The following is a 15,443-nucleotide window of genomic DNA, read 5'->3' on the forward strand; positions in this document are numbered from 1 at the left end:
CCAATGCGGGTCTTGAGCAATGAGAAAGCTCTGCCAAGGGCTGCGCCCCTGACACCCTGTTTTGAGGTTTCCAGACCCGGAATGAGATAAGGGCTGTCAGTGGTATCCTTAAGGGCCAGCACACCTGCTTCAATCAGCTTTGAATGGACAGGCACCACACGAGTGCCCGCTTCTGTCTTGGGTGCCCAGCCGGTTTCGGTATGGGGGCGGATAAGGAAGCAGGGGATACCGTCAACGGTCTGAAGGTCTTCCTTGCGTAGAGTACAGATTTCACCCAGTCTCATGCCAGAGTAGGCTGCAATCAATGTAACCAGCCTGAAGGTATCTTCTGGCACGGACGTGCTGTGCCATGAGGCAGAGGCGAGCAAAGCCAGTTCCTTTGTCATCCAGCTTCTTCTGACAGTCTTTTGCCCATTCTCGAAATTCCAGCCTGTCCACGGATTGCGTGTGACCAGTTCCCGCTGGTGTAACTGGTTCCAAAGGGCAGAGAGACGCATCATGTGGTTTTTCACACTCTTCCCGCTCAGGGTCGGTAAAGCATCTTCTCTGGCTCTCTGTGCCTCTTCCTCAAGGGTAAGGCTGCTTTTGCGTTTGCCCAGTGAGGCAGGAAGGGAAAAGAGCAGGTCACGGAACGCTCCAGTCTTCTCGCCACCGATAATGGACACAGGCGCATCGCCAAAGGCTTGTAGAAAGAGGTCTACGGCTCGTTGAGTGGCTTTCTTGGTGTCAGCGCTGGCATGGAGATTATCCAGTACAAAGCGTTTCAGGGCACCGGAAAGCATTAAAGGTTGGGCTTGGGGGGCTTTGGCTGGTTTCTTCATCGTTCGGGGTTTGGGCACCAGTGCTGACACTGGCACGGACCCCGTTTCCTGAGCAGATGAAAGCTGAATCACGCTCTGCAAATCCCGCAGTGTAACCCGCAGTCCTTCAAGCCTGCTTAAAGCGTCTGGTTCAGCCAGCACAGAATGGGCCTGAGAGAACAGTTCTGTGGTTCTGGCATGGAGGAGTGATGCCCGTTTGCGGGCTTCGTTCTGGTAGCCGGTTTTCAGGGAAACCCAGATTTCGCGCCGGTTTAAGGCTGCTCGCAGGGCAGGGGGAACGATACGGCGGAAGTGGTAGGTAGTGCCTCGGACACGGAGCATAAAATCTTCCCTCGGTGGGGAAGGACGATGGAGCAAAGACAGCCTTTGCCCCTCATTCAGCCGAAAAATCGTGCTATTTCAGGTGTCTGTGGTGCGAACTGCGGGACTCGAACCCGCACGCCCTATGGGCTGGAGATTTTAAGTCTCCTGCGTCTACCATTCCGCCAAGTTCGCGTGGAGCGTGCAACTGGTAGCTTGTGTCAGTGTTGCGCTTTGTCTTCTAGCAACGCTTCAGGCCAGCGGCAACTCCTGCTGTCCGGCACGCATGAGGTTTGGGCCGTGATGGCGTAGCCAGGCTTCTGCTCGCTGGCGGTGTGGAGTAAGGCGTTTGACTTGCTGCCAGAACTGGTTGCTGTGGTTCATGTGCACGAGGTGGCTAAGTTCATGGGCTATCAGGTAATGTCTGACTTCAGGTGGTGCCATGATCAGGCGCCATGACAGCATGATGCGTCCTGTTGTGGAGCAGCTTCCCCAGCGGCTTGTGGGGTCACGGATATCCAGCCGTGTCGGCTTGAGGTCAGCAGCTTTCGCCATTTCCCGTAATTCGGTACCCAGCACGCGTGCGGCATGGTGGCGCAGGCAATCCATAACCCGGCGGGAGATGAAAGCTGTCTCACCACAGACGATAATCTGCCCGTTTTCGATCCATGCTCCCCCACGCTGGTTCGGGCTGTGAACAATCAGGTGAGGCTGGCCTTCGATGGGGATCACGCTGTCTATAGTGAAGGAAAAAGCGTTTTCCACACGCTTGAGACGGCTGGCTAGCCAGCTTTTATTATTATGCAGGAAGGCCAGAGCCTGAGCGGGCGGGCAGGTGGCGGGCAGGGTGACGGTTATGGCATTCTGGCGTGGCGCGAGACGCATGGACAGGCGTCTGGCTTGTTTGGATACACGCCAGAGCACCGGAAAATTACCGATAGAATCAAGGTCGATGTTATTCGGTAGTAGCGGGCTGTCCGGGCCAGGTGACAATGTAATCCTCCAGTGCGCCGGCACGGCGTTCGCTAATGCAGCGCCCTGCGGCGGAAGCCCCTGCACTGATAACGGTTTCTGTCGTGCCACTGATCAGTGGATGCCACAGGGGTAGACCGCGCCCTTCGGCCAAGCGGCGATAAGCGCAGTCAGGCGGAAGCCAGTCGAGCGTGTCGATCATGTCGGGTGTCAGGGTTACACAATCCTGCACTTTGCGGTGCCGGTTTGGGTAATCCTCGCACTGACAGGTTTTGGTATTGAGCAGCCTGCACGCGACAGATGTATAATGCAGTTCTTCCGTGTCATCATCGCGCAGTTTGTGCAGGCAGCAGCGACCGCAGCCGTCGCACAGGGATTCCCACTCGCTACGGGTCATATCGGCCAGAGCGGTTGTTTCCCAGAACGGGAGAGAAGCAGTCATTTCAGAATTCCAAAAGCAAAGGCGAGAACAAGGCTGGTCAGGGCAGGTTTTTTCAATAGTGGCCACCACAGGAGTGTTAGCCTTTTGGGGAGTGAGGCCCCCAGTTCCAATGCCGTGGCTGTCCAGTTTGCGGGGAGTGTGCGCAAAGGGAGCGTTAGCGGCAGAACCAGCAGGGGTACCAGCAGCACTCCTTGTGCCGGAGCTGTCAGGTTTGTCCACCAGACAGCGGGGAGTATGAGCGCGAGCAGGGTGGCGGGTATGCTCAGCAGGAGCGAGAGAACATAAACAGTAGGCGCGCAGCGTAGGCGTACCATGGCGGCTAGAACCATACCCGTTCCGGCCAGAGCGGTGAGGGCAAGCAGTAGTGTGGAGAGTGCATTGCCTGCATGAACGGGTAGGCCGGTAAGCTGGGCGATCATGGGTGCGCGGCCCAGCGGTGAAAGCGCTCTGCTATGGCTGGTAAATTCTGGCCCCAGAATGAGTCGTCCACAACGGTTGCAGGCGGCAGTGGTGAGAGCGCGCCGCCAGCCGCCGTAATGTCCTGCATGGAGGGGAGAGAGGGCCACGCATTGGCGAATGCCTGCTTCTGGGCAGGCTGTTCCAGCCACGAGGCCAGTGCCAGACTGGCATTGTTATGGGCGGCGCTGCGTGGCACCCCCCAGCCGTATTGCACAAGCAGGCGCTGTTTCCAGAGCAGGCCGAACTTGTCCCGGCTGTCAGCCTGTGCCCCCAGAATTTCCCCTGTGGGCACCAGCCCCATGAGTGCGCCGCCAGAAAGCAGGATCTGTCCGGCTTCTTCAGGCGTGGACCACCAAGCAATATAGGGGCGTATCTGATCCAGTTTCATGAACGCGTGGTTCAGCCCATCCCGCGAGTTCAGCACCCGATAGAGCGCATCTGCCGGTATGCCGTCTGCCAGCAGGGCGATTTCCAGTGTGGTCCGTGGGTCGCGGCGCAGGCTGCGGCGGCCCGGATGCCGCGCCACATCCCAGAAATCTGCCCAGCCCGGTGCCACTTCAAAACGGAAGCGATCCCACGCCATGGCGTAGTCGATGGAAGCGGAGGGCGTGCTGCAGACGATCTGGTTCCTGCTGTCGGTTTCTTTGGTCAGAAGCCCCATTTCGCAGCCGATCTGCAGGCTGCTGCATTCCATCATGACAGCCGCCAGACTGTGAACGGGGTGTTCTTCCTGCTGCCGCAGGGTGCTGGGTTCGCCGTTCCATGTTCTGCAAAGCAGTGGGTGCCCAGAAAGCTGGCTGTAGGGGGTAAACAGGACTTTTTTCTGGGTCTGGGCAATTTTGCCAGCAAAGGTCAGCACTGTCAGGCTTCTGAGTGTATGCGCGCGTTTGGCCATGGCTTCTGCCGGGAGCAGGCAGCCCAAACCGGCCAGCAGCGCCTGCCGACGTGAGATCCCGTGCGCGGCTGGTAGCCTGTGTGCTGTTTTGCCGTTTACTGTGCTGGCAACGCGGTGGGATGAGAAGGAGAACAGGGGAACCTCTTTGCACGTCTGAAGGCCGGTCGGACGGGAACAGTCTAGCGTGATTTTTCATCCATCGGAAAGGCGATGGCGTTCCGTGCCTGCCACGCCACCAGACCCGTGCGTCCGGGCCGCAGGTCGCGCATGGTGTGAACAGGCGGACGATGCAGCGTTATCTCTGTTCCATCGCGGCTACGCAAGCGCATGATAATAGTACGGCCCAGATGATGGGCCGAAACGAGCGTGCAGTGGACATCGCCCGATTCGGCTTCTTCATCAACAGATGCGCCCGCGCGCGGTAGGAGAATGGACAGCCGATCCGGCGGGATGCAGATACAGGCCAGATCATCGACGGCAAGGGTATGGTCGGCCATGGCCTCCACCGTCTCGCCCGAAGGTAGACGCAGGCTGGCGATGTCATCCTGAATGTCCAGCACCTTGCCGGTTAGCACATTGGCGTCATCCATCGCGACAGCCACAGCGGTGCAGGCAGGGCGGTTGAGCAGGGTAGGGGCATCCGCACTTTGCAGCAGTGTCCCTTTGTCCATAACGGCAATGTCATCCGCACTCAGCAGGGCCTCGGCGCGCTGGCGGGTCAGGAGCAGGATGCTCAGGCCTAGAGCGTGCCGCAGCCTGTCCAGCATGGCCTGTTCCTGCTGGCTGGTGTGTGAGCCCATGGTGGTAAAGGGTTGGTTGAGGATCAGCACCTCGGGCTTTTGTATCAGTGCGCGCGCCAGTCCGGCGCGAAAGGCCTGACTGGAGGTAAGTCTGTTCGCGGGCAGGTGGCGGGCTGAGTCCAGCCCCGTCAGGGCCAGCAGGTCATGACCCTGACGCAGGATTTCGTGCGGCTCGAGTACTCCGCGTGCCCGCAGGGGAAAGACAATGTTGTCCAGCACCGACAGATGGCCGAATAGCGGCGCATGCACGCCGCAGGATGCGACGTGACGCAAACCGGGAAGCTGATGCGTGACATCCTCTCCCGCCACGAGCATGCGGCCTTTCTGCGGGGGTGTTGCGCGTGTGTGTGCTGCCACCTGCCCAGTCAGCCCGGTTGTCAGCGCTTCCAGATCCGGGCTGTCGGGGGCGATTCCCAGCACAGCCAGACAGCCCCCCCGTGGCAGGGATAGCGTCAGGCCCGGTGCCTGCGGCAGAACCGTGAAAGAGTGCAGCGCCAGCGCCGGAGGCGAGCCATGCATGTGCGGCATGCAACCATGATCCTTGTCGGCTGTTAAAGGGGGGGTAAACACTAAAGAACCCTGAATAGACGAGGTTTGAGAGATGTCTTCTGATAAAATCAAGGATATCAAGGCGGCTGGTGCAGTTGCCGCGGATACGGTGCGTGATGAAATCGACTCCCTGAAGGCGCAGCTGGAGAAGCTGATCGGCCAGCGTGTCACGCCGGTTTTAGGCAGGGCGAGCGAGCAGGCAGGGGCTTTCACGGAACAGGCAGTTGCCAACGCCCGCGAACTGGCAGATCATGCGCGCAATGATCTCGCAAAGCAGACGCGGGGCCAGACGTCGTGGGTGTCCATCGCTATTTCGGGCGTGGTCGGTTTCATACTCGGGCGGCTGTCTCGCTGAAGCATGAGCGTCACCCGAGTATAAGGTAGCCGCAGAACCCATGCATATCCTCGATCTTGGTAAATCCGTCCTGAATGCGCAGACCAGTCTCATGCAGCAGATGGCCATACGCTATGGCCGTCAGCTTGCGTTTCTGGTCATGGCGGCTGTGTTCGGGTTCTTTGCCCTGATAACGGGGCATGGGCTTTTGTGGATTCTGCTGGTTTTCGGCGGCCATATGGGGCCTGTTGGTGCCTCTTTCATGGTGTTTGGCCTTGATGTGCTGGCAGCGCTGGTTTGCGTGCTGTTTGGCCGCCGCTCTTACCTGACAACGGCTGAGGTCGAAGCGCGGATCGCGCGTGACCGCTCCATGACCCATATCCGCGAATCCCTTACAATGGCGGCTGTTACAGCCACTGTTGCGGGTACTGTTGGCCGCGGTGGCGTGCGCAAGGCATGGGATATCGTGCGGCGCAAAAAGGACTGAAATTGTCCCCCAACTGTCTAGCGGGGGTAAAGCCATAGGTTCCATTCCAAATTTGCATTGGCGCGGGGCGTCATTTGAGTAAATGATGGCTCAGCATTTTAATAAGCGTGCAAATTTTTTGCATACTTGTCAGCGTGAGCGGTGAATGGAACCTGAGAACGATTCTCTTGAGGCAAGCGAGGCCCGCCGGTTCTTCGGGCATAGACTGGCGCGGATTGCCGCAGCCTGGAGGCGCGAGATCGATACCGATCTACGCGCTTTTGGCCTGACTGACGCCACGTGGCGTCCTATTTACTATCTCAATTTCTCCACCACACCCATGCGCCAGACCGATCTGGCCCGTTCCCTGTCGCTTGAGGCTCCCTCTCTCGTCAGGTTGCTGGACGTGCTTGAAAAGCGCGGTTATGTCGTTCGTGAAACGGACGAGGAAGACCGTCGCTCCAAACTTGTCAGTATTACGGATGAAGGGCGGCAGGTTGCGGCCCTTGTCAGTCAGGTGGCGGATGAGGTCACGGTCCGTCTTACCGCCGCCATATCGGATCGGGAGCTGGATGAGTGCGGTCAGGTGCTGGATCGGGTGGAACAGGCTGCGCAGGAGCACAGGGAACTGGCTTCCCACGCCGTGCCGTTACGCAGGGACAGTGGCACCGGCCGGGGGAGCGATCACGTATGATGGTTTTCTGCTGCCGTGGTGAGTGTGCGCCATGCTGACTGAATTCAATCTGTTCGGTGTCTTTATGGCACCGATTGTCGTGTACGCGCTGGCCGCCCTGCCCATTACCATGGGTATCCGCTTCATGCTGTGGTGGAGCGGCCTGCTGGGCTGGTTCTGGCATATCGCGCTGTTTGAAGTGTCGCTTTACGTTTGTATTCTCTGCCTGCTGATCCTTTACGTCTGACCCGAAAAGGCTTTCGAGACCGCCGCAATGTCCCTTCTGCGCACCCTCATTCGCATCGTCCTGACCCTTGCGGTCGTGTCTCTGGCCATAGTGCTGGGGGTTACTCTGTGGAATGTCTACATGATCGCGCCCTGGACGCGTGATGGCCGCGTGCGGGTTTACGTGGTGGATGTGGCACCGGAAGTGTCTGGCACGGTGGTGCAGATTCCGGTGGTGGACAACCAGTACGTACATAAAGGCGATCCGCTTTTCGTGCTCGACCCAGTGCGTTTCCGTCTGGCTATCCGTGAGGCGCAGGCCCGGCTCGATGGCGCGCTGGAAGATCTGAAGCTCAAGCAGAACGATGCCAAGCGCCGTATGGGGCTGGGCGGTATTGTGTCTGCTGAAGAGCAGGAAGTGTTCAACTCCAGCGTTGCAACCCAGATTGCATCGGTGGATGCCGCTCGTGCGGCGCTGGATGTAGCCAAGCTGAACCTGCAGCGTTCCGTGCTGTATGCCCCGGTTAATGGCTATGTCACCAACCTCAACCTGCGGGTGGGGGATTATGCTTCCGCCGGGCAGGCCCGCATGGCCGTCATCGATGCCGATTCCTACTGGGTTTACGGGTATTTTGAAGAAACCAAAATGTGGGGCGTGCATGTAGGGGATGAGGCCCGTGTGAAGCTGATGGGCTATAAGCCTATCCTTCTGGGCCATGTTGTCAGCATTTCCCGTGGTATCAATGATACCAATGGCTCTCCCGACAAGCTGGGGCTGCAGTCGGTCAATCCCATTTTCACATGGGTGCGTCTGGCCCAGCGTATTCCGGTACGTATCCACCTCGATCATGTGCCCGATAGCGTAACGCTGGCGGCGGGCATGACGGCTACTGTCAGTGTCGGGCCGGAGCCTCGGGGCCGGAGCGGCAGGTTGACAACGTGGCTACAGGATCATCTCTGATCGCGGGGACAGGACGAAAGTCATGAAGATTTATCGCCGTCTCGCGCTGGGCATGGCCTCTTCGCTGCTGCTGTCTGCCTGCACGGTTGGGCCGAACTACCAGCCTGACCGTATGAAGCTGCCGGCTGGCTTCAAGGAAGCCGCAGAGGAACACCCCGCGACGCCTGAAGAAATCGCGCGCACCAACAAGGAAATGGTGGAGTGGTGGTCCCTATTCCAGGACCCCATGCTGTCGCAATTGGTGGATGAAGCCATCAAGGGCAATTACGACCTACAGATTGCCAGCCAGCATATCTTGGCCGAGCGTGCGGTGCGTGACCGTGCGGCCTCGCAGTGGTACCCACAGCTTGATGCCAATATGGGCGGTGGCGATGTACGCTACTCGCTCAATATCGATAACTGGCCTATTCGTCCGGGTAATCCCCAGAACCGGGCTGAAGCCTCCATGCTCACCTATGGCGCTACCGCTACATGGGAACTGGACATGTTCGGTCGCATCCGCCGTGATGTGGAAGCGCATGAGCGTGAGGTGGAAACCAATATTGAAGGCCGCCGCGCCATTCTGATGGGGCTTCTATCCGAACTGGCATCGGATTACATGCTGCTGCGTGTCACCCAGTTGCAGATCAAGATCGCGACCGACAATATCCGTGTCGCGCAGGATGCGGTGGACCTGACAAACCGTCTGTATAGCGAAGGTGTGGGTAATACCCTGCAGATCGCTCAGGCGCAGGCCGAGCTTGATGCCCAGATTGCTGAACGTGAGCCGCTGAAAACGAGGGTTTCGCAGGTTACCCACGCCATTGCCGTGCTGCTGGGCAAAATGCCTGGTGAGCTTGAAGATGAACTCAAACAGCCTCGTGCGCTCCCGCATGTGCCGGAATTCCCCGCAGTTCTGCCTTCGGTGGTGATTGCAAACCGCCCCGATGTGCGGATGGCGGAACGCAAATACGCGCTGGCCACAGCACAGATTGGTGTTGCGGTGGCCAATCTGTATCCGCATTTCGTGGTGCCGCTGACCTTCAACCCGAATGCATCCGCCATGTATCAGGCGTTTCAGGCGAATGCCATGAGCTGGCAGTTCCTGCTTATGGCTAGCATGCCGCTGATGCACGGCGGTAAAATGACGGCCGAGGTGCGGGCTTCGCAGGCGGTGGCAGAAGCTGCGCGTCTGAGCTATCGCCAGACTGTTTTGCAGGCTTTCAAGGAAGTCGAAGACAGCATGGCGGCATGGCATGATGATATCGAATATGCCGAACAACTGCATAAAGCGGCGGAAGACAGCGCAACAGCCAGCGAGCGGGCGCGTAAGCTGTACGGTGCAGGGCTTGTGGGCTTTCTGGAAGTGCTGACAACCGAACGCACGACCCTCAAGGCCCAGAACATGGAAGCGCTGGCCCGGCTTGAGCGCCTGCGCGATGCGGTTAACCTTTACACGGCACTGGGTGCGGGTTGGAAAGGTGTCGCTTTGACCAACTCTACACTGCCGGTCTCCCTCGAAACCCAGAACGTGCTGGCCAAGGCGTTCTCGCAGTAAAGGGTGTGGGCGGGTTTATACCCGCCCGGCCACGCCAAATTTTGTCTGTGAGAGCTGTTGGCTCAGGCCGTCAGGCGCTGGAAAGCAGGCGAACGGGTGCGGTTTTCAAGAAAACCAATCATGTTGCGCCGGGCCTGTGTGGCATCCTGCCCAAGGCGGATGAGGGCTGCAATCTGTCTTGGGTCTCGCAGTAGCGAGCGTAACAGCGCACCAATATTCAGGCCACCATCGGGGGAAAGAACGGTGGCCGCAACAGGCGGCAGGGAGCGCTCGGCCGGGTCGCACACAACGCGCAGAACAGCAAAAGGTAGGCCGGATTCCTGCGCGGCCCGTGCCAGAAAGCCGCTTTCCATATCCAGTGCCACACAATTGAAGCGCGTATGCAGGGCCGCTTTATGGGCGGTATCCAGCACGACTTCATCGCTATGCAGCAGAGCACCGCCACGCACGGTACTGAGTTCCCCGCCCAGAATATGGCGCAGGGTCGGGTCGCATTTCCAGCGTTCTGCATGGTCAACGACCGTATCGGGAATAACGATGCTGCCAGCAGGCAGGCCCGGTTCAAGCCCGGCGGCCAACCCGAAAGACAGTAGGCAGTTGACGCCACATTGAGCCAGCCGGGCGGCTTCCCGCTCGGCTCCCGCGCGGGTGGCGCCGCTGGCCGCAATGGCCGCATGGGGGAATACCTTGCGGACAAGGCGGGCTTCGGCCTTCAGCCCGACCAGAATACCCGGCCGGGAGAGGGGGAACTGTGTGGCGGCCAGTGCCATGGGTCTAGAACCCGAAACCCACGCGGCGGGTGTTGCTGGTTTCCAGATTACGGTAGCGGGCCAGTGCCAGCAGCGGGAAGAACTGCTTGTAGCCGTGGTAGCGGAGGTAAAACACCTTGGGGAAACCAACGGCGTTATACGGGTCTTCGTGCCATTCGCCCTGCTCGTCCTGCTGGGAGGCCAGCCACGACATCGCCCGGGAAACGGAGGGGTCGTCCCGTCGGCCTGCGGCCATCAGGGCCAGAGCACCCCATGCTGTCTGCGAAGGCAGGCTCTGCTTGTAGGTGCCGCGCGGGCCGTCTTCAAAGGATTCGCAGCCTTCGCCCCAGCCTCCATCTGCCTGCTGGACAGAGCGCAGCCACTCCACAGCGCGGACAATGGCCGGGTCATCATGCGAGAGGCCAGCCGCGTTAAAGGCGCACAGCACCGACCATGTGCCGTAAATATAGTTTGTGCCCCAGCGACCGAACCAAGAGCCATCGGCCTCCTGCTCGCGGCGCAGATAGGCGAGCCCGCGCTGGATCACGGGTTCATCTTCGGGGTTGCCAAGCTGGGCCAGGAAAGACACGCACCGTGCCGTTACGTCTGCCGTGGGTGGGTCGAGCAGCGCGCCGTGATCGGCAAAGGGAATGTGGTTGAGCAGGTCTTTGTTGTTGTCGATATCAAAGGCACCCCAGCCACCATTGGTGCTCTGCATGCCAATGATCCACTGGCGGGCGCGTTCGATGGATTCCGCGTTTTCAGGATCACCCTCGCGGTGCAGCAGCATGCCCACCACGGCGGTATCGTCCACGTCCGGGTAATAGTCGTTGCCGTACTGGAAAGCCCAGCCGCCCGGTGCCAGATCAGGCTTGTTGATAGCCCAGTCGCCCTTGACGTCCAGAATCTGCTTGCTGCGCAGCCATGCGCTGGTTTTCTTCAGGGCGGCCAGCGTTTTTTCCGGGGCGATACCGTTCGGGCCGGAAGCGGCCTCAATCATGGCATGGCCGGACAGGCCCGTATCCCAGATAGGGGAAACGCAGGGCTGGCAGTAGGCCTCATCATCCTTACGCACGATCAGCCCCTGCACGGCTTCCCATGCGGTGGCGGCGCGCGGGTCGGTATCGGGCACACCCAGCGCGCGGTACATCATGACCGTATTGGCCATGGCCGGGTAAATGGCGCCAATGCCGTCCTTGCCGTTCAGGCGCGGTTCAATGAAGTCGATTGCAGCCTTGATAGCTTTTTTATGCGTCTTGGCCGGGATCATCGGCACGAGCGGACGCAGGGCCATGTCCAGCCCCTTGAACACATAGCCCCAGTTGGAGCGGTATGGGCCGCGAATCCAGTCACGCACCTTTTCAGGCGGGGTGCAGAAGAGTTCACGCACATGGATCTGGCGCGGGTTGAGGGCCAGCGGGCGTAGGGCCGCCAGCACCAGCAGCGGCGCAATAACCGTGCGCGACCAGTACGACATGTTCCAGACGGAAAAGAATGCCGAGCGCGACAGCAGCATGATTTCCACAGGCATGACGGGCGTTGCCCGCCACGGCACTTCCCCGAACAGGGCAAGCTGGAAACGGGTGAAGACGTTGGAGCGTTCTGCCCCGCCATGGGCCAGAATGGCTTCACGCGCGCGTTTCATATGCGGGGCGTTGATATCGTCCCCGGCTGCCTTGAGGGCAAAATAGGCTTTGACCGAGGCGGAAATATTGAAATCGCCATCGTGGTAAAGGGGCCAGCCGCCATGCACGTCGCTCTGGATACGGCGCAGATAGACCGCCATTTTCTGTTCCAGTTCGTCATCGATCCGGTCGAGAAAATGTTCCAGCAGAATATATTCCGCCGGAATGGTGGCATCGGCTTCCAGCTCGTAAACCCAGTGGCCATCATCCTGCTGCACACGGCCAAGAGCCGCATGGGCATTGGTGACGACACGGTCCAGCTCGTCACGGGATAAGGGGGAAGCGGGAAGGGCGCTGCCGTCAGCGGCCATGGTCAGTGTTCCTCTCTGTTCGCGGGCGTGTTCGCGCGGTTATGCGGTGAATGGTGGCTTTTAGCCTGGCGCCCTTAGTCCGAGTGCATGCACTGCAAGGATACCCGATCTCATTGCACCTTCAAGGGTCGCGGGCAAGCCTGTGTTGGTCCAGTCTCCCGCCAGCGCAAGGTTGGCCAGCGCTGTGGCGGGGCCGGGCCGCAGGCGGTTCTGCTCGGGAGTGGCGGCAAAGGTCGCGCGCTTTTCCCATACAATGCGCTGCTCAGCCGGTGTGGCGGGTAGCGGTATGCTCAGGGCAGGATCGCAGGCACGGCGGACCTCGCGCCAGATAGCGCGGGCCAGTTCTTCAGGGTCACGCTCGGCATGGCGGTTGGCCGCACTAACCGTGACGGACAGGACAGAGCCGCGCAGGAACACCCATTCCGCAATGCCACCAATCACCCCCATAAAGCCGCAACGGGCAAAGGAGCCAACAGGCTGCGGGGGGGTATCAAGGCGGAAATGCAGGTTGAGAATGCTCTCGAACGCGGTGGGCGTTACCAGACCATGCAGGTGGTTTTCCAGCAGGCCGCGCGTTACGGGGGCGGGTGTGGCGACAATCACATGATCCTGCGCATCAACGGGGATAGCCCCTTCAGCCGTGTGCAGTGCTGTTACCCGGCCCTGTGCGGTTTCGATGCCTGTCATGCGGCTTTGTGTGCGCACTTCGGCCCGTACAGCGCGCAGATGCGCCAGTGCGGGGTCCACGAAGGTTTCGGACAGTCCATCACGCGCATGGAAGGGAATGCACGCGCTACCACCCAGAGAGAGCGACTGGCGGATAACAGCCCCCATCAGGGCGGCGCTGCCTGTGGCGCAGTCGGTATTGAGTGCCGAGATTGCCAGGGGTTCAAGCAGCCTGCGGGCCAGTGCGCCGGGTAGCAGGCAGTCATCAACGGTTGTGTCCGGTCCGGCCTGCATGAGGGCATAGAGGCTGCGCAGGTCAGGCAGGCGCATGTCCGGCACGCGCCGATGCGGCTGAAACACCCACCAAGGCATGCGCCCGCGTGAGAGGTTGATCGTCCAGCGGGCGTCTTCCTCAAGGTCCACGAAGGGAAAAATGGGAGCTTTTGGTCCGGCCAGCGTATCGAGTGCGCCTGTCAGGGCCAGATAGCGAAACAGGGTCTTGTTGGCGGACAGAAACAGGTGGTTGCCGTTGTCGATCCGGCAGCCGAGTTGCTTGTCATCATAGGAGCGGGCCCGACCGCCGCAGGCGCGCCCAGCTTCATGCACGATAACATGCCGGCCTGATCCCGCCACTTCCACGGCGGCGGCCAGTCCTGCCATGCCGCCACCAATAATGTGCAGTACGCCTGCCATAGCTGAATACCGCCCGGATTTTACGGAAGATAGGAGAGGGAGAACCACTTTGCCTTGTCGAGCAGGGTGGTGCTGGGGCGCTGGCGCAGTACGGCGGCGGACCAGCCGCGCTTGCACAGTGCTTTGAGAATGGCCTCGTAACTGGCCCCCATGATGCGTGCGGGCAGCATGGCGCGGCCGTTGCAGGCTTTCATGGTGACAAACGCGATGCGGAAATGATCCTGCGCGCGGGTGGCCAGAATCCGGCACACGCCCTCAAGCCCCGGCGCGTCCAGCGCCTTGACGGCGTCGCGCGGGACATAAAAACGTTCCAGCAGGTCGGAGGGCAGGTACAGGCGGCCACGCGCTGCATCCTCGGGGATATCGCGCAGGATGTTGGTCAACTGCAGGGCGCGGCCCAGATGGTAGGCAACCTTGTCGCCGTTATCGGAGCATTCACCAAAGATACGCACGGACAGGCGGCCCACGGCCGAGGCCACGCGGTCGCAATACAGGTCGAGTGTGGCTTCATCCGGCGCGACAATGGCGGACTGGGTATCCATCATCATGCCATCGATCACGGCGGTGAAGTCAGCCTGACGGAGTGCGAAAAAATTGATCGTGGCCAGCAGTACGCGTTCGAGCGGTTCGGGCTGCGGGGCGCTTTGCGGGCCATACAGCCGCGCGATGCGGGCATGCCATTCATCCAGCGCCTGTGTACGCTCGGCCAGCGGGGCGTTGCCATCGGCAATATCGTCCACAACGCGGCAGAAAGCATAGATGGCGAACATGCCGTAACGGCGCATGGGCGGGAGAATTTTCATACCCGCTGCAAAAGACGTGCCAGCCTGTTTGACGGTATTTTCCACCCACGCGAGGTCCGCAGGGTCGCATCCCAGGGGGGTGGGCTGGTTATGCGTCTGGATGTCCTGTGCTGTCACGCGCTCTTACCTGTCTGCTCTGGATGCTGGAAACGGGGCCACCGTTCCGAAGAAGAGAGCCCCTTTTTACAGAAGTTTCATGATGGGGGAAGGTCAGCGCCATGCCTTCAAGGCTGCGGCTGCCGCATGCAAGGCGTCTGTGCGGCGCAGGGCAACGCGGCCTGCCAGCGGGTCTTCACGGCGCAGGCGCAGGGTCAGGCGTTCGGCCAGAGTGACAATGGCGGCGCATTCCATGCGGAAGCGGCGGCTGTGTATCTGCCCCGGCAGAATAGCGGCCTGACGGTTGAGTGTGTCCACACCGTCCAGCAGGGCGTTAAAAACGCGGCGCAGGGCAGCCGAGGTGCGACCTTCAAGCAGGGCTTCGGAGGTCAGGCCGTGCTGGCGCAGCATGTCGGAGGGAATGTAGCAGCGCTTGAGCCGCTGCAGATCCTGCGCGCAGTCTTGCAGGTGGTTGAGAATCTGGAGCGAGGTGCACAGGGCATCGGACGCCGCGAAGGCGTCAGCGCTCTCCTTGTGCAGGCCGATCAGATAACGCCCCACCGGGTTGGCGGAGTAGCGGCAGTAATGCAGCAGGTCTGACCAGCTTGCGTATTCCTTGCCCAGAGAATCATCCCTAAAGGCGATCAGCAGGTCGGTTGCGGTTTCAAACGGTACGCCGGTCTGCATGAGAGAGACGCGCAGGCGCGCGGCACTCTGGGCATCGGGCCTGTTGATGGCGGAGCGCTGCCCGTGCAGCACCTCCTCCATGGCGTTGAGCCGTGCAACCTTGTCCTGCGGGGCTAGTGTTTCGCTATCGGCAATATCGTCGATAACGCGGGCATAGGCGTAATACGCATGAACATGCGGGCGCAGCGCCCGGCTGATCAGCAGGGAGCCGACGGGAAAATTCTCGTCGGACGCGCCTTTCCCGGAAGAAACGTCGGTTGTTCCCCATACGTCTGTATCGTCTGTCATGCCTCGGCCCGATCAAAAATGGCAGCCTGTG

General features: G+C 60.3%; 17 protein-coding genes and 1 tRNA gene. 6 read left to right on the forward strand and 12 right to left on the reverse strand.

Annotation, left to right across the window (positions count from 1 at the left end):
• From ABF757_RS07760 to ABF757_RS07790, 7 genes are all read right to left on the reverse strand, one after another.
• The coding region (locus tag ABF757_RS07760) for a DUF6538 domain-containing protein (protein ID WP_415481648.1) at positions 1-1,142 on the reverse strand (1,142 nt) is incomplete at its 3' end.
• 89 nt (positions 1,143-1,231) lie between these two features.
• A tRNA-Leu gene (locus ABF757_RS07765) sits at positions 1,232-1,316 on the reverse strand.
• 57 nt (positions 1,317-1,373) lie between these two features.
• Positions 1,374-2,006 carry a M48 family metallopeptidase gene (locus ABF757_RS07770; protein ID WP_415481649.1) on the reverse strand — a complete coding sequence of 211 codons (633 nt, stop codon included), beginning with the start codon at positions 2,004-2,006 and terminating at the stop codon, positions 1,374-1,376.
• A gap of 70 nt (positions 2,007-2,076) precedes the next feature.
• Positions 2,077-2,535 (reverse strand): YcgN family cysteine cluster protein, encoded by a 459-nt coding sequence (locus ABF757_RS07775; RefSeq protein ID WP_415481650.1) that lies wholly within the window; start codon positions 2,533-2,535, stop codon positions 2,077-2,079.
• Positions 2,532-2,954, reverse strand: coding sequence for a hypothetical protein (locus ABF757_RS07780; RefSeq protein WP_415481651.1), 423 nt, complete (start codon positions 2,952-2,954; stop codon positions 2,532-2,534). The genes ABF757_RS07775 and ABF757_RS07780 overlap by 4 nt, the downstream gene beginning before the upstream one ends.
• On the reverse strand, positions 2,951-3,889 hold the full coding sequence (locus ABF757_RS07785; protein ID WP_415481652.1) for an extracellular solute-binding protein: 939 nt from the start codon (positions 3,887-3,889) through the stop codon (positions 2,951-2,953). The genes ABF757_RS07780 and ABF757_RS07785 overlap by 4 nt, the downstream gene beginning before the upstream one ends.
• A 179-nt stretch (positions 3,890-4,068) precedes the next feature.
• Positions 4,069-5,217 (reverse strand): TOBE domain-containing protein, encoded by a 1,149-nt coding sequence (locus tag ABF757_RS07790; RefSeq protein WP_415481653.1) that lies wholly within the window; start codon positions 5,215-5,217, stop codon positions 4,069-4,071.
• Positions 5,218-5,290: 73 nt separating this feature from the next.
• Here ABF757_RS07790 and ABF757_RS07795 point away from each other — a divergent pair, with 73 nt between their 5' ends.
• From ABF757_RS07795 to ABF757_RS07820, 6 genes are all read left to right on the forward strand, one after another.
• A complete protein-coding gene (locus tag ABF757_RS07795) occupies positions 5,291-5,593 on the forward strand; it encodes a hypothetical protein (RefSeq protein ID WP_415481654.1) in 303 nt (100 codons plus the stop codon).
• A 40-nt stretch (positions 5,594-5,633) separates the two neighbouring features.
• A complete protein-coding gene (locus ABF757_RS07800; protein WP_415481655.1) occupies positions 5,634-6,059 on the forward strand; it encodes a phage holin family protein in 426 nt (141 codons plus the stop codon).
• A 145-nt stretch (positions 6,060-6,204) separates the two neighbouring features.
• Positions 6,205-6,732 carry a MarR family winged helix-turn-helix transcriptional regulator gene (locus tag ABF757_RS07805; protein ID WP_025860558.1) on the forward strand — a complete coding sequence of 176 codons (528 nt, stop codon included), beginning with the start codon at positions 6,205-6,207 and terminating at the stop codon, positions 6,730-6,732.
• Between the two features lie 31 nt (positions 6,733-6,763).
• Entirely contained in the window at positions 6,764-6,958 is a 195-nt protein-coding gene (locus ABF757_RS07810; protein WP_025860559.1) for a DUF1656 domain-containing protein, read from the forward strand.
• 27 nt (positions 6,959-6,985) lie between these two features.
• The gene (locus tag ABF757_RS07815) at positions 6,986-7,897 is read left to right on the forward strand and encodes a biotin/lipoyl-binding protein (protein ID WP_025860561.1); all 912 of its coding nucleotides are present in this window, start codon (positions 6,986-6,988) and stop codon (positions 7,895-7,897) included.
• A 22-nt stretch (positions 7,898-7,919) separates the two neighbouring features.
• Complete coding sequence (locus ABF757_RS07820) at positions 7,920-9,434, forward strand: efflux transporter outer membrane subunit (protein WP_025860562.1); 1,515 nt, start codon at positions 7,920-7,922, stop codon at positions 9,432-9,434.
• A gap of 62 nt (positions 9,435-9,496) precedes the next feature.
• On the opposite strand, the gene ABF757_RS07825 is transcribed toward ABF757_RS07820, so the two are convergent.
• The 5 genes from ABF757_RS07825 to hpnC all read right to left on the reverse strand — a co-directional run bounded on the left by ABF757_RS07825 (position 9,497) and on the right by hpnC (position 15,412).
• Positions 9,497-10,204, reverse strand: coding sequence for a phosphorylase family protein (locus ABF757_RS07825; protein ID WP_415481656.1), 708 nt, complete (start codon positions 10,202-10,204; stop codon positions 9,497-9,499).
• 4 nt (positions 10,205-10,208) lie between these two features.
• Positions 10,209-12,179 (reverse strand): squalene--hopene cyclase, encoded by a 1,971-nt coding sequence (shc, locus tag ABF757_RS07830; protein ID WP_415481657.1) that lies wholly within the window; start codon positions 12,177-12,179, stop codon positions 10,209-10,211.
• Between the two features lie 60 nt (positions 12,180-12,239).
• Positions 12,240-13,538: a hydroxysqualene dehydroxylase HpnE gene (hpnE, locus tag ABF757_RS07835; RefSeq protein WP_415481658.1), complete on the reverse strand. Its 1,299-nt coding sequence runs from the start codon at positions 13,536-13,538 to the stop codon at positions 12,240-12,242.
• A 20-nt stretch (positions 13,539-13,558) separates the two neighbouring features.
• Complete coding sequence (gene hpnD, locus ABF757_RS07840) at positions 13,559-14,458, reverse strand: presqualene diphosphate synthase HpnD (RefSeq protein ID WP_415481659.1); 900 nt, start codon at positions 14,456-14,458, stop codon at positions 13,559-13,561.
• 93 nt (positions 14,459-14,551) lie between these two features.
• Positions 14,552-15,412, reverse strand: coding sequence for a squalene synthase HpnC (gene hpnC / locus ABF757_RS07845; RefSeq protein ID WP_025860569.1), 861 nt, complete (start codon positions 15,410-15,412; stop codon positions 14,552-14,554).
• Between the last annotated feature and the right edge of the window lie 31 nt (positions 15,413-15,443).

Origin of the sequence: Acetobacter papayae (assembly GCF_047721125.1) — a bacterium.
Lineage (GTDB): Bacteria > Pseudomonadota > Alphaproteobacteria > Acetobacterales > Acetobacteraceae > Acetobacter > Acetobacter papayae.